This is a genomic window from Bradyrhizobium sp. B124, from assembly GCF_038967635.1.
In the GTDB taxonomy this organism is placed as follows: Bacteria; Pseudomonadota; Alphaproteobacteria; order Rhizobiales; family Xanthobacteraceae; genus Bradyrhizobium.
In genome coordinates, this window is record NZ_CP152413.1 from 5,034,963 (window position 1) to 5,050,728 (window position 15,766).

Consider the following 15,766-nt stretch of genomic DNA (forward strand, 5'->3'; position numbering starts at 1 on the left):
GATCGGCGCGCCCAAATTCGTCCAGCCCGTCACACCGGTCGCTGCCGCCCCGTCATGACATCGGGGCCAATGAAACAAGAGGACACGCCTGACATGTATCACTACACGGCCATCGTCACCTGCCTTGCGGTCGCGTTCTATTTCTACACCTCGACACAGGTCGCGCGCGCCCGTGCCGCCTACGGCGTCAAGCTGCCGGCGATCTCAGGCCATCCGGATTTCGAGCGCATCTTCCGCATCCAGATGAACACGCTGGAATGGATGCCGATCTTCCTGCCGTCGCTGTGGCTGTTTGCGATCTATGTCGGCGATGCCGCGGCGGCCGCGATCGGTGCACTCTGGGTGATCGGCCGCATCGTCTACTTCATCGGCTATCGCGAGGCGGTGGCGAAGCGCAGCCGAGGTTTCGCCATTCAGGCAGTGGCGTGCATCATCCTGTGGATCGGCGCGCTCGGCGGCGCGGTGTGGCGGCTGGTGCATTGAGGGCGCGATCGCGCCACACACGCCGTCGTCGTCCCGGGCTTGACCCGGGACCCGTAACCACGGGATCGAGTTTTGCGATGGCTGGGGCCCCAGCGCGGCAGAATAGCTAACATCGGTGGTTATGGGTCCCGGCTTTCGCCGGGACGACACCGATATTTGTTGCCCTAAAGCGCGATGAGATCAGGTTGAATCGTCATCGCGCTTTAGCTCCTTGTTTAAGCATGATCTTTTCGGAAAACCGCTTCGCACTTTTCCGGATCATGCTTTAGCTAGGCGTCACTTGGTCAGCGGGCAGCCGCTGTCCTTTGCGGTGAAGAACGCCTTGTCGCCCGGCACCACGGCGAGCTGCTTGTAATAGTCCCACGGCTTCTTCGATTCCGACGGCTTCTTGACCTCGAACAGATAGAGGTCATGGACCATGCGGCCGTTGGCGAGCACCTTGCCCTTGGCAAAGGCGTCGTCGACCGGCAGCTCCTTCAGCTTCGCGGCGACCGCTTCGCTGTCCTTGGTGCCGGCGGCCTTCACCGCCTTCAAATAGCTCAGCGTCGCCGAATAGGTGCCGGCATGGATCATGCTCGGCATGTGGCCGGTGCGCTTGATGAAGCGCTCGCTGAAAGCGCGCGAGGCGTCGTCGTGATCCCAGTAGAACCCTTCGGTGAGGACAAGACCCTGGGCTGCCTCCAACCCGAGACCGTGCACCTCCGACAGCGTCATCAGCAGGCCGGCGAGTTTCTGGCCGCCCCTGACGATGCCGAACTCGGCTGCCTGCTTGATCGAGTTGGTGGTGTCGAGCCCGGCATTGGCAAGCCCGATGATCTTGGCCTTCGAGCTCTGCGCCTGCAGCAGGAAGGACGAGAAGTCCGACGAGTTGAGCGGCACGCGGACCGAACCGACCACCTTGCCGCCCTTCGAGGCGACGATGTCGCTGGTGTCCTTTTCCAGCGCGTAGCCGAAAGCGTAGTCGGCGGTCAGAAAGAACCACGTGTCGCCGCCCGCTTCCGTCAGCGCTCCGCCGGTACCGACCGCCAGCGCGCGAGTGTCGTAGGCCCAGTGGAAGCTGTAGGGCGTGCAGGCGTCGCCTGAAATGCGCGAGGTTGCCGCACCCACCACGATGTCGATCTTCTTCTTTTCCTTGGACAGCTCCTGCACCGCGAGCGCGACCGACGAAGTTGTGAGCTCGGTGATCATGTCGACGTTCTCGACCTCGTACCAGCGTCGCGCGATCGCGGTCGCGAGATCCGGCTTGTTCTGATGATCGGCGGTGACGATCTCGATCTTCTGGCCCAGCACCTCGCCGCCGAAATCCTCGACCGCCATCCGCGCCGCCTCGAGCGAATACTTTCCGCCGTAGTCGGCGTAGACGCCGGACTGATCGTTCAGGATGCCGATCTTGACACCTTGTGCCGACGCCGGCGCCGCCAGCATCAGGCTGCACGCCGCGACCGCAGCCAAAAATCCCGACTTCATTTTTGTGCTCTCCCAGCAGTCTCTCATCAGGAAAAATCGGCGCGACATTATTTTATAACCCCGCGCCTGCCCATCTCTTTCCGCTCAGCCGTTAGTATGGGCTGCCGACGCAAGTCCGCACAATATCTGCTCCGTCACCCTGAGGTGCGAGCCTTGCGGCGCAATTGCGCCGCTGAGCGAGCCTCGAAGGGTCGACGGCCCGGCTGGTGGCCGTGCATCCTTCGAGACGCCTGCTTCGCAGGCTCCTCAGGATGACGGGGAAGGACTTGCTGCCGCGGTACGCCGAATGCCGCCCGCTACCCCGCCACGTTCGCTGCGGGTTCCTTCGGCTTGCCCTCGTTCTTTCCTTCCGCGAGGTTGCGCACCACCATGTAGAAGATCGGCGTGAAGACGAGGCCGAACAGGGTGACGCCGAGCATGCCGAAGAACACGGCGACACCGACCGCCTGGCGCATCTCCGAGCCCGAGCCGGTCGACAGCACCAGCGGCAGCACGCCGAGGATGAAGGCGAACGACGTCATCAGAATCGGCCGCAGGCGGAGCCGGCAGGCCTCGATGACCGCCTCCAGCCGTGGCCGGCCCTCGAGCTCGATATCGCGCGCAAACTCGACGATCAGGATCGCGTTCTTGGCGGCGAGGCCTACCAGCACCACGAAGCCGATCTGGGTCAGGATATTGACGTCCTGGCCCATGATGCGCACGCCGATGGTGGCCGCGAACAGGCACATCGGCACGATCAGGATCACCGCGAACGGCAGTGTCCAGCTGCCATATTGCGCGGCCAGCACCAGATAGACGAACAGCACGCAGATCGGGAACACGTAGAGGCCCGCATTGGCGCCGTTGACCTGCTGGTAGGACAGGTCGGTCCATTCGAACGAGAAGCCGCTCGGCAGGGTTTCGTCGGCGAGCTTCTTGATGGTGTTGAGCGCCGTCGTCGAGCTGACGCCCGGCGCCGGCTCACCCTGCAGTTCAGACGCCGAGTAGAGATTGTAGCGCGCGACTCGGTCGGGGCCCGAGATGTCCTTGAAGTCCACGACGCTGCCGAGCATCACCATGTCGCCGGCGGCGTTGCGGGTGCGCAGCCGCGAAAGATCGGTGGTCTCCTTGCGGAACGGCAGATCGGCCTGCGCCGTGACGTGATAGGTGCGCCCGAACAGGTTGAAGTCGTTGACATAGGTCGAGCCGAAATAGGTCTCGATCGTGTCGGTGATGTTGGCGATGGGAACGCCGAGCTTCTGCGCCTTGACGCGATCGATATCGACGAACAGCTGCGGGGTGTTCGCGGAGTAAGGCGAGAACACCGATGTGAGGCTCGGCGACTTGCGCGCGGCCAACACCAGTTCGTCGGTCGCGGACGCCAGCAGTTCGGGCCCGCGCCCCTGTCGATCCTGGACGCGGATGGTGAAACCACCGCCGGTGCCGATACCGGGCACGGCCGGCGGCGGAATGACGATGATGAAGGCGCCCTGGATCACCGACAGGCGCTTGCGCAGGTCGGCCGTGATCGCGGTCGCCGTCAGTCCCTTCTTCAGCCGCGCCTCCGGCTCATCGAACACCGGGAACAGCGCCGCGGCATTACCCGCCTGCGTGCGCGTCGCGCCGGAGAAGCCGGCGAACGCCGCGACGCGGACGATACCCGGCGTATCCAGCGCGATCCGCTCGATCTCGCGCACCACAGCCGTCGTGCGCGCCAGCGACGCCGCGCCCGGCAGTTGCGCGGAGATGATGACGTAGCCGCGGTCCTGCGCCGGGATGAAGCCCTGCGAGGTGGTCGCGAGCAGCCAGCCGGCGCTGCCGATCAACACGAGGTAGATCGCGACCATCACCACGGTGTGCCGGATCACGAAGTCGGCGACCGCCGCATAGCCATGCGCCAGCCGGTCGAACACGCGGTTGAACAGCGCGGTGAAGCTGTCCCAGCCGCGCGCGATGATGTTCCAGCGCGCCGGCGGGCGTTTCTCCTCGTGCGGGACCAGGATCTGCGAGGCCAGCGCCGGGGACAGCGTCAGCGAGCAGAAGCAGGAGATCGCGGTCGCGACCGCGATCGTCACGGCGAATTGCTGGAAGAACTGCCCGGAGATGCCGCCGAGGAAGGCGGTCGGCACGAACACCGCGCACAGCACCAGCGCGATCGAGACCAGCGCGCCGCCGACCTCCTCCATGGTCTTGAGCGCAGCCTCGCGCCGGCTCATGCCGTGCTCGAGATGCCGTTCGACATTCTCGACCACCACGATGGCGTCGTCGACCACGATGCCGACCGCGAGAACCAGGCCGAACAAGGTCAGATTGTTGATCGAGAAGCCGAGCGCGGCCATCACCGCGAAGGTGCCGACCAGCGACACCGGGATCGCGATGATCGGGATGATCGCAGGCCGCCAGCCCTGCAGGAACACCAGCACCACGATGACGACGAGCGCCATCGCTTCGTAGATCGTCTTGATCAGCTCATGGACCGATTGGGCGATGAATTCGGTCGGGTTATAGCCGATATTGTAGTCGAGCCCCTTCGGGAAACTCGCCTTCATCCGCTCCATCGTGTCGGAGATGTTCTTTGCGGTGGCGAGCGCGTTCGATCCGGGCCGTTGCGTCACCAGCAGCGCGACCGCCGATTTGCGCAGCAGGAAGCTGTTGGTGGCGTAGGACAGCGCACCGAGCTCGACGCGGGCAACGTCGCGCAGGCGCACGGTGCGGCCGTCGGAGCCGGCCTTCACCACGATGTCCTCGAACTGCCTGATGTCCTTGAGGCGGCCGGTGAAGACGAGGTTCGGCTGGAATGCGCGATCGGCGATCGGCGGCTCGGCGATCTGGCCGCCCGCGATCTGCAGGTTCTGCGCCCGGATCGCCGCCAGCACCTCGCCCGAGGTCAGGCCGAGATTGGCGATCCGGTCGGGATCGAGCCACAGCCGCATCGAGTAGTCGCGCGCGCCGAACATCTGGATGTCGCCGACGCCGTCGAGCCGCAACAGCTGGTCGCGGACCTGCAGCAGCGCGTAGTTGGAGATGTAGAGCTGGTCGAACGTGTCGTCGGGCGACAGCATGAACACGACCATCAGGATGTCGGGCGAGTTCTTGCGGGTGACGACGCCGTTGCGCTGCACTTCTTCAGGCAGCCGCGGCTGCGCGATCGCGACGCGGTTCTGCACCAGCACCTGGGCCTTGTCGAGGTCGGTGCCGAGCTTGAAGGTCGCGGTGATGGTGAGCTGGCCGTTCGAGGTCGCCTGGCTGTAGAGATACAGCATGTCCTCGACGCCGTTGACCTCCTGCTCGATCGGAGCGGCGACGGTGTCGGACACGGTCTGCGCCGAGGCGCCCGGGTACTGCGTGGTCACCGTGACGGTCGGCGGCACGACCTGCGGATATTCCGAGACCGGCAGCGTCGGATAGGCAATCGCGCCGACGATCAGCAGCACGATCGACAGCACCATCGCGAGGATGGGCTGGTTGATGGAAAGCCTGCCGAGATTCATGGCTTGGCACCTGCCGCGGGCTTGTCTGCTGCCGGGGGCTTGGCAGCTTCCGCGGGCTTGTCGCCTGCCGGAGGCTTATCACCCGCCGGCGGCTTGTCCCCTGCCGAGGGCTTGGCTTCGGCCGGAGCCTGGGCCATTTTCGGCGTCACCTTGGCGCCGACGCGGGCACGTTGCAGCCCGTCGACGATCACATGGTCCTCCGGCTTGAGGCCTTCGCGGATCACGCGCAGACCCTCATCCAGCGGTCCGAGCGTAACTGTCCTTGCTTCCACCGTGTTGTCGTCCTTGACCACGAACACGATCTTGCGCGACTGGTCGGTGGCGATGGCGGTATCCGGGATCAGCAGCGCCTCGTAGGGCGAGGAGCCGATCAGACGGACGCGGCCGAACTGGCCGGGCAGGATCGAGAGGTCCTTGTTCGGGATCACCGCGCGGCTGCGCAGCGTCGCGGTGGAGACGTCGAGGCGGTTGTCGATGAAGTCCATCTTGCCTTCATGCGAGGGTTTGGTCTCGCCGGTCAGCGTCACCTGCACCGGGTTCGCGGTATCGCGCGAGCTCGGCCGCCGGCCTTCGAACCACAGCTTGCTGTTGCGCTGATAGGTCGCCTCGTCGACGTCGAAATAGATGTAGATCGGATCGAGCGACACGATCGAGGTCAACAGCGTCGAACCGCTCTCGCTGCCCTGCACGAGATTGCCCGGCGTCACCAGATGCCGGCTGACGCGGCCGGTGATCGGCGCCAGCACATGGGTGAATTCGACGTTGAGCTGCGCGGCCTTCAGCGAGCCCTCGGCCTGCGTCTCGGCGGCGCGTGCCGCCTGCAATGCCTGGCGGCGCTGGTCGACGACCTGCTCCGAGACCGCGCTGGTCTGCACCAGATTGAGCCCGCGCTCGAGATCCCGCTTGGCAAGCTCGCCCTTGGCGCGTGCGTCGGCGAGCTGACCTTCGGCCTGCAGCACGACCGCCTCGAACGGCCGCGGATCGATGATGTAAAGCAGATCGCCGGTGTGGACGATGTCACCATCCTTGAACTCGACACTGTTGACGAAGCCGCCGACGCGGGCGCGGACCTGAACCTCCTCGACCGCCTCGAAGCGGCCGGTGAATTCGTCCCAGTCGGTGACGGTGCGTTTGACCGGCTGCGCGACGGTCACGGGCGGCGCCGGAGGCGCGGCCGGCGATTGCGCGGTCTTGTCGTCGCAGCCGCCGACCGTCAGCGCGGCCAACAGCCCGATCGGCGCGAGGCCGCGCCGGCACGCCCTGACGAATCCCTGGCGGCGGAGCGAACGACGCTCGACACCGGTCACCGGAGCCGGACGCCCCGTTCTGTCAATCGAACTCAATTCGCTCTCCCCCAAAAGACTACGAAGCACGCCGACCAAAGCAGGGCTACGAAAGTCGCAACTGAAATTGCGGTGATTCAACACGGATGGACCACCGCAATGTCGCGGCAGCGGACGTCACAGATGTAGCCGCACCCCAGTCTGTTCAAGATGGCCGCCGGATCAAGCGAATAGTTGCGCAATCTGAAAGCCTTACGACACGCTCGCGAAACCGTGACGACGAAAAGGGGCAGTTTGGCTGGCCTATCGGAGCTGCGAGGTCACAGACAGGCCGCCCCGAATCAATCACAACGCGAGTTCGCTTCACAGATTCGTCACACTGCACCCGATTCCACTTTTGGCACAGAAACCTCCGGCCCGCTGACAGCAGGACCAACCAAGTTCCCGCACTCTACCTCCCGCTGCACGAGCGGAATCATAGTTAACGGCGCGGTTGTCATCCGGACACACATTGACACCCGGTAGTATCGCCAATACGGTCATGGTTGCCAAAGCATGAATATTCTTGGCCGGCCGCATTTTTCTCGAACATTGATAGTGTTTTGTCGCGGCGCGAGTGTGTGAAAGCGACTACGTAAATGGCACGCGCATTTGAACTCGCTGATGCCACGGCTCCGCGAACATCGCGGCCTTCTCAAATTGCAGGCGGCTTGGCGCGATCGCGCGTCGCGGGTAGTCAACCTAAACGTGTGAACGGCTTCACACGTCATCGTCCCCAACAATTGTAAATATTGACCGGCTTCCACGCCGGTCGCAGGAGTGCGCATGTCGACCATACCCGCTTATACAATCGGTGGTTTAACGCGCCCCGAACTTCACCTCGATCCGACCGGACATATCATTCTTGATCCGGCCGCGCAGGCGTTCGCCGACACGCATGGTCTGCAATATCTCTACCTCGGCTGCCCTCCCGGTACGCTCTGGCCGCCGGTCCAGGGCTTCCTGGCGCCGCCTACCGATGCCAATTCCAGCACCAACACGGTCGTTGAAGGCGCGGCAGCCAACACCTCGGTCGGCATCACCGCGCAGTCGAGCAGCCTGATCGGCCTTCCGGTCACCTATTCGCTGACATCAGATTCCTCCCATGGCGGCTTCAAGGTCGATCCGAACACCGGCGTGATCTCGGTCGCTGATCCCACCAAGGTCGACTTCGAGAGCTCCGGCGGCAGCTACATCGTCAATGTGCAGGCAACCGACGGCATCTTCGCCTCGTCGCAGAGCTTCGTGATCGCGGTCAGCAATGCGCCGCCATCGACACCGGTCGACAGCAACGCCGCCGCGAACGCCGTCAACGAGGGCGCCGCTGTCAACACCCTGGTCGGCATCACCGCATCGTCGGCCGACGTCAACGGCCCCGGCGTCACTTATTCGCTGACCGGCGATACGTCCGGCGGCGGCTTCAAGATCGATCCCAACACCGGCGTCGTCACCGTCGCCGATTCCACCAAACTCGACTTCGAGACCGCGCCGGGCCACGCCTACACCATCACCGTGCAGGCCAGCGACGGCCATGGCGGCTTTAGCTCGCAGAGCTTCACGATCAACGTCAACGACGTTCCGGTCTCTACGCCGGTCGACACCAATCCCGCCGCCAACAGCGTCGTCGAAGGCGCCGCCGTCAACACGCTGGTCGGCATCACGGCGTCCGCGGTCGATCCGAACGGTCCCGCAACCACCTACTCGCTGACCGGCGACACCTCCGGCGGCGGCTTCAAGATCGATCCCAATACCGGCGTCGTCACGGTCGCCGATCCGACCAAGCTCGACTACGAGAGCGCGCCCGGTCACGCCTACACCATCACCGTGCACGCGATCGCCGGCGCGACCTCGTCGACCCAGACCTTCACCATCGGCGTCACCGACGCACCGCCGTCGGCGCCCACCGATACCGACATCACGGCCAATTCGGTGGTCGAAGGCGCGGCCATCGGTATCGCGGTCGGGATCACCGCTCACGCCACCGACATCAATGGCGGCGCCGTGACCTATTCGCTGGTCGGCGATGCGCACGGCTTCACCATCGACGCTGCGACCGGCATCGTCACCGTCGCCGATCCGACCAAGATCGATTTCGAAACTGCCCCCGGCCACGCCTACACCATCACCGCGCAGGCCAGCGACGGCACGCTGACCAGCACGCAGAATTTCACCATCAACGTCACCGACGTCGCGCCATCGACCCCGGTCGACAGCAACGCCGCAGCCAACACCGTCGTCGAAGGCGCAACCGCCGGCACCGCGGTCGGCATCACCGCGCATGCGGTCGACATCAACGGCCCGGCGGTGACCTATTCGCTGACCGGCGATACCTCCGGCGGCGGCTTCGCGATCGATCCGGCGACCGGCATCATCACCGTCGCCGACCCGACCAAGATCAACTATGAAAGCGCGCCCGGCCACGCCTACACCGTGACGGCGACCGCCAGCGACGGCACGCTCGCGAGTTCGCAGACCTTCACCATTGGCGTCACCAACGCCCCGCCGTCGGCCCCGGTCGACGCCGACGCCAACCCCAATGCGATCGCCGAAGGCGCGGCCAACGGCTCGACTGTCGGCGTCACTGCGTCGGCGATCGACGTCAACGGCCCGCCCGTCACTTACTCGCTGGTCGGCGACACCTCCGGCGGCGGCTTCACCATCGACGCGACGACGGGTGTCGTCACCGTCGCCGACGGCACCAAGATCGATTACGAAAGCGCGCCCGGTCACGCCTACACCATCACCGCGCAGGCCAGCGACGGCCAGGGCGGCACCAGCACGCAGAGCTTCACCATCGCCGTCACGGACGTTGCGCCATCGACCCCGGTCGATAGCGACGTCGGCGCCAACACGGTCGTCGAAGGCGCCGCCGCCGGCAGCACGGTCGGCATCACCGCGTCGGCGATCGACGTCAACGGCCCGGCCGTGACCTATTCGCTGGTCGGCGACACCTCGGGTGGCGGCTTCACCATCAACGCCGCGACCGGCGTCGTCACCGTCGCCGATCCCACCAAGATCGATTACGAAACCAGCGGCGCGGGTCACAGCTATACCATCACCGCACAGGCGAGCGACGGCACGCTGTCGAGTTCGCAGACCTTCACCATCGCCGTCAGCGACGCGGCGCCGTCGATTCCGGTCGACAGCAATGCCGCCGCCAACAGTGTCGTCGAAGGCGCCGCCGCCGGCAGCACGGTCGGCGTCACCGCGTCATCGACCGACGTCAATGGCCCGGCCGTCACCTATTCGCTGGTCGGCGACACCTCGGGCGGCGGCTTCACCATCAACGCGACAACGGGTGTCATCACCGTCGCCGACCCCACCAAGATCGACTACGAGAGCAGCGGCCCGACTCATTCCTACGCGGTGACCGCGCAAGCCAGCGACGGCACGCTCACGAGCTCGCAGACGTTCACCATCGCTGTCGCTGACGCTCCGCCGTCGACCCCGGTCGATGCCGACGCCACCCCCAATTCGATCGCCGAAGGCGCGGCCAACGGCTCGACCGTCGGCATCACCACATCGTCGGTCGACGTCAACGGCCCGGCCGTGACCTATTCGCTGATCGGCGACACCTCCGGCGGCGGCTTCACCATCAACGCGGCAACGGGCGTCATCAGCGTCGCGGACTCGACCAAGATCGACTACGAAAGCGCGGCCGGGCACGCCTACACCGTCACCGCCCAGGCGAGCGACGGCACGCTCGCGAGCTCGCAGACCTTCACCATCGCCGTTACCGACGTCGCGCCATCGACCCCGGTCGACAGCGACGGCGCCATCAACCGCGTCGCGGTCGGCGCACCGGTCGGCTCGGGAACCGGCGTGACGGCATCCTCGACCGACGTCAACGGCCCCGCCGTGACCTATTCGCTGGTCGGCGACACCTCCGGCGGCGCCTTCACCATCAATGCGGCCACCGGCAAGGTCACGGTCGCCGATCCCACCAAGATTGTCTTCAACCCCGCCAGCCCATCCTACGACATCACGGTCGATTCCTCCGACGGCACGCTGCACAGCCAGCAAACCTTCACCATCGGCGTCGTCATCGACGCAGCCCCGGTCGTCACCGCCGGCCACACCCTGAACTACACCGAAAACCAGGTTGCGATCGCGATCGATTCGGCGATCACCGTCACCGATTCCGACAACGCCACGCTCGACCACGCGACGGTGCAGATCACCGATCACTATGTGAGCGGCGAGGACGTCCTCGCCTTCGTCAACACCGCCACGATCACCGGCACGTTCAATGCCGCGACCGGAACGCTGACGCTGACCGGTACCGATTCCGTCGCCAACTATCAGGCCGCGCTCGCGTCGGTGACCTATTTCAACACCAGCGACAATCCGTCCGGGCTGGCGCGCACCGTCACGATCACAGCCAATGACGGCACGCTCGACAGCACGCCGGTCACCGACACCATCAACGTCACTCCGGTCAACGACCCGCCCGTCGTCACCGCCGGCCACACGCTGAACTACACCGAGAATCAGGTCGCGACGGCGTTCGATCCGGCGATCACGGTAACCGACGTCGACAACACCACGCTGGCCGGCGCGACGGTGCAGATCACCGGCAACTACGCCAACGGCCAGGATGTCCTGGGCTTCACCACCATCGGCAACATCACCGGCACGTTCGATGCCGCGACCGGCAAACTGACGTTGACCGGCACCGACACGGTCGCCAACTACCAGGCCGCGCTGGCCTCGGTGACCTATTTCAACACCAGCGACAACCCGTCGGGCCTGGCGCGCACGGTGACGATAACAGCCAATGACGGCGCCGCGAATTCCACGGCAGTCACCGACACCATCCACGTCACGCCGGTCAACGATCCGCCGATCACGTCAGCCGGCGGCACGCTGAACTACATCGAGAACCAAGCCGCGACCGCGATCGACACGTCGGTCAACGTGTCCGACGTCGACAGCGCCAACATGGCCAGCGCCACGGTTGCTATTACCGGCGGCTTCGCCGCGGGCCAGGACGTGCTCGGCTTCACCCCCCAGAACGGCATCATCGGATCGTACAACGCTCTGACCGGCGTTTTGACCTTGACCGGCTCCTCCAGCGTCGCGAACTACAAGGCCGCGCTCGACTCCATCACCTATTTCAACACCAGCGACAATCCGTCCGGGGCGGATCGTACCGTCAGCTTTACGGTCAATGACGGCTCGCTGGACAGCAACACCTCAACCTCGACCATCCATGTCACACCGGTCAACGACGCGCCGGTGATCAGCTTCGGCGCCATCGCCGGATTCACCGAACCGCCGAACGGCACGCCGGCGGTGAGTTCGACGCCGGTGACGATCACGCCAAACCTGACGATATCAGATGCCGAAGGCAACAACCTGACCGATGCGACCTTCGTGCTGAACGATCTGAAGCCATCGGACGCGCTCTCGATCGCGGGTCACGCCGGCACTAGCGGCGACATCGGCGGGATCCACTTCGACATCACCAGCACCGCCGGCACCGAAACGATCAGCTTCACCGGCACCGACACGCTGGCGCACTACAATGCGGCGCTCGACCAGATCCAGTTCAACAACACCAGCGAGAACCCCGACACCACCGCGCGTTCCTATACCCTGACCGTGCACGATGACGGCGGCACCGCGAACGGCGGCAACAACACCGGGACAGCATCGACGACGGGAAGCGTGACCGCCGTCAACGATGCGCCCACCGCGACGGTGCCGGCGGACAATTCGATCGGCACCGCCTTCTCGCACACCAATCTTGCGATCTCCGGCCTGTCGGTCGCCGACGTCGACGCCGGCAGCGGCAACGTCACCGCAACGATCGCCTCAAACCACGCCGCCCTGAGCTTCGACACCGCGGGGCTCGCGAGCTTCACCAACAACGCCAGCCACACCGTCACGCTCACCGGCACGACGGCACAGGTCAATACCGCGCTGGCGACGCTGACCTACAACAGCGACGACGGCTTCACCGGCTCGGATACCGTCACGCTGAACGTCAACGACAACGGCAACACCGGCACGCCCGGCGCGCAGACCTCCGGCGCGCAGACCTTTCATGTCGGCGTCGTGCCGCAGGTGTTCTACATCGACAACTCGACGACAGGCACCAGCCTCAACCTCGGTACCCAGCACGATCCCTACACCTCGATCGCGGCCTTCAACGCGGCGAATCCGGCCGGCTCCGGCGACTATGTCGTGCTCGAGCACGGCACCGGCACCTACAGCGAAGCCAACGGCATCAACCTCGCCAGCGGCGTCAACCTGATCGGCGGCAGCCATACCCTGACGTTCACCAATCCGGTGACCAACGCCACGGTGACCGCGAATGTCGGCTCCGGCACCGATCCGGTCATCCATGTCACCGGCGCCGACAACGGCATCGACCTGCTCGGCACGTCGGGCCACACCATCACCGGCGTCAGCATCGACACCTCGGCCTCGACCGGCATCGGCATCAGCGACGACGGCAACAATGTCGGCACCGTCACGATGTCCGACATCACGGTCAAGACGGCCAGCGGTGCCGGCTTGAGCTTCACCCATGGCGGCACCATCGCCGTCACAGGCAGCAACAACACCATCACGTCGACGATCGGCACCGCCCTCGATGTCGAGCACACCAACATCGGCGCCGGCAATCTCACCTTCAAGAGCATTTCGGCGACAGGCTCGTCGGGCAATGCCGGCATCATCCTCGACACGACGGGAACGGCCGGCGGGCTCACGGTCACCGGGACCGGCTCCGCGGGATCCGGTGGCACGATCAACAACAAGACCGGCGGCGATATCCTGAGCGGCACCGACGCCGGCGGGCAAACCACATCGGGCGACGGCGGTACCGGCATTTTCCTGCACAACACCGCCAACGTGTCGCTGACTGACATGACGCTGCACGACTTCAGCAACTTCGCGATCTACGGCAATGGCGTCACCAATTTCACGCTCGCCAACAGCGCGATCAGCGGCACCAATGGCACCACCAATGCCGGCGACCGCGAGGAAAGCAGCATCCGGTTCGACAATTTGCTCGGCACCGCGTCGATCACGGGATCGAGCATTTCGGGCGGCTTCACCCAGAATGTCGATCTCTACAACACCAGCGGCACGCTGAACCGCCTGACCATGGACAGCGACACGTTCGGCCTGATCGGCTCGAGCGGCAACGACAACGTCCTCGGCCAAGTCTACAACTCCGCGACCGCCAACTACACGGTGACCAACAGCACGTTTGCCGGCACGCGGTCCGACTTCATCGCGCTCGCCGCCAACAACAATTCGTCGATGGACGCCGTGGTGCGGAGCAACACCTTCCACAACGGCCAGGCGATCGTTCCCGGCGGCGGCACGGCCGTCCATATCGCCAGCGGATCCGGTGGCCTCGTCTCCGCCGCGACCACCGCGTTCGACATCTCGCACAACATCCTGACCGACGGCGGCACCAACGCCTTCGACACCGTCGGCATCTTCGTCTCGAAAGGCCAGGACAACGGCACGATGTCCGGCACCATCGCCAGCAACGATATCGGCCCGGCGAAGGTGGGATCCAACTCCGACGGCATCTTCGTCCGCGACGCCGGCGCCGGCAGCCTGACGACGCTGATCCAGAACAACACCATCACCGGCGTCGGCGACGCCGGCATCGCGCTGCAGAACAACGACGGCAGCTCGACCCTGAACGCCACGCTCTACGGCAACTCGGTGTCGTCTCCGACTTCCGCCAGTCCCTTCGCCGCGCTCGATGTCGAGAACGGCGCGACCGCGACCGACACCAGCACGACGAATGTCGCCATCGGCATGGGTTCCGGCGGCACCGGCAGCAAGAACACGCTGAACCATAGCGCGCTCTACGCTACCGATGTCGAGCTGAGCAACTTCGGCGCCAGCACCCATCTGAACCTCTCGAAGAACGGTTCGACGTCGGGCAACGCCGCAGGCGTGATCACCGACGACAACACCAGCACCACGGGCGGCATCACCGTCGACACCACCGGTGGCAACGGCACGACGACATTGGTCAGCACGCTGCCGACGCTGCCCGCGGTGGTCGCGCCGCTGCTTGCCGAAGCGGGCGGCGTTCAGGCGTCGACCCCGAACGCGGGCGAGACGCACCTGACGCAGGCCGAGCTCAGTTCGGTGGTGTCGGCGGCGATCGCCGAATGGGCGAGTGCGGGCGCCAACGCGACGCAGCTCGCCCTCCTGCATGCCGCGACCTTCAGCATCGCCGACCTCGCCGGCCAGATTGTCGGTCAGGAAGGCGCCTTGCATATCACGATCGACACCGATGCCGCCGGCCACGGCTGGTTCATCGACCCGACCCCGTCGGACAATTTCGAGTTCACCCATGCCGTCAACGCCGCCGGCACCGATCTCCTGACCGATCCGTCGACGGCCGCGGCAGGTCATCTCGATCTGCTGACCACCGTGGTCCACGAATTGGGCCACGTGCTCGGCCTCCCCGACTCGATTTCGCCATCGGATGCCAGCAGCCTGATGTATATCGGCCTCGCCGACGGCGAGCGCCGGCTTGCCACTACCTCGGATGTCGCCCAATCCAATGCGGCCCTGCAAAAGGCGATGCCGACGCAAGGCACCGCAACCTCGAACCAGCAAACCGCCACTTTGCAGACCACCGGTACGCTCAAGGTGACCAGCGGTGACAGCTTCGACTTCTCGTCATTGACCCAGACGCAGTCGCAGACCAACACAAACCACGTGGATGTAGCCACGAACACCCAGACCTTGTCCGATCTGTTCAGCGGACAGTCCAGTGCCGCGACACCATGGTGGGTCGGCCACGAGATGACCTACGCCGCCATGGGCGGCAACCCGACCGATCATCTCCAGACCCATCACGATCTGGTGGTTTGATCGAACGGCGATTCGGTCGCGCAGCATTCGCATCGGTCGTTGTGGCGAAGCGAACGTCATCGCAACGACATCTGCGCGTCACCCATCCAGACAAAAAATCACGAAACTCCGACAATCGTTTAGGTTGCACTTCGCGTAGAACACGCTATCGTGCATTCGTAA

Annotated in this window: 5 protein-coding genes; 2 read left to right on the plus strand and 3 right to left on the minus strand. The window is 65.0% G+C overall.

The annotated features are described in order from the left end of the window. Nucleotides 1-93 precede the first annotated feature (93 nt). On the plus strand, nt 94-483 hold the full coding sequence (locus tag AAFG13_RS24075; RefSeq protein WP_212317256.1) for an MAPEG family protein: 390 nt from the start codon (nt 94-96) through the stop codon (nt 481-483). 276 nt (nt 484-759) lie between these two features. Here AAFG13_RS24075 and AAFG13_RS24080 read toward each other — a convergent pair whose 3' ends face one another. The 3 genes from AAFG13_RS24080 to AAFG13_RS24090 form a co-directional block, all read right to left on the minus strand. Then, nucleotides 760-1,950: an ABC transporter substrate-binding protein gene (locus tag AAFG13_RS24080; protein ID WP_212316812.1), complete on the minus strand. Its 1,191-nt coding sequence runs from the start codon at nt 1,948-1,950 to the stop codon at nt 760-762. 296 nt (nt 1,951-2,246) lie between these two features. Next, nucleotides 2,247-5,420, minus strand: a complete 3,174-nt coding sequence (locus AAFG13_RS24085; protein WP_212316811.1) for a multidrug efflux RND transporter permease subunit — start codon at nt 5,418-5,420, stop codon at nt 2,247-2,249. Continuing rightward, the gene (locus tag AAFG13_RS24090) at nt 5,417-6,655 is read right to left on the minus strand and encodes an efflux RND transporter periplasmic adaptor subunit (RefSeq protein WP_342713384.1); all 1,239 of its coding nucleotides are present in this window, start codon (nt 6,653-6,655) and stop codon (nt 5,417-5,419) included. The genes AAFG13_RS24085 and AAFG13_RS24090 overlap by 4 nt, the downstream gene beginning before the upstream one ends. An 873-nt stretch (nt 6,656-7,528) precedes the next feature. Between AAFG13_RS24090 and AAFG13_RS24095 the strand changes: the two genes are divergently transcribed. Further along, complete coding sequence (locus tag AAFG13_RS24095; RefSeq protein WP_342708434.1) at nt 7,529-15,604, plus strand: cadherin domain-containing protein; 8,076 nt, start codon at nt 7,529-7,531, stop codon at nt 15,602-15,604. Nucleotides 15,605-15,766: the final 162 nt, after the last annotated feature.

What these genes read in the sequence shown, in the direction of transcription:
- AAFG13_RS24075 (WP_212317256.1), top strand. Translation starts at nt 94, where the DNA reads ATGTATCACTACACGGCCATCGTCACCTGCCTTGCGGTCGCGTTCTAT.
- AAFG13_RS24080 (WP_212316812.1), bottom strand. Translation starts at nt 1,950, where the DNA reads ATGAAGTCGGGATTTTTGGCTGCGGTCGCGGCGTGCAGCCTGATGCTG.
- AAFG13_RS24085 (WP_212316811.1), bottom strand. Translation starts at nt 5,420, where the DNA reads ATGAATCTCGGCAGGCTTTCCATCAACCAGCCCATCCTCGCGATGGTG.
- AAFG13_RS24095 (WP_342708434.1), top strand. Translation starts at nt 7,529, where the DNA reads ATGTCGACCATACCCGCTTATACAATCGGTGGTTTAACGCGCCCCGAA.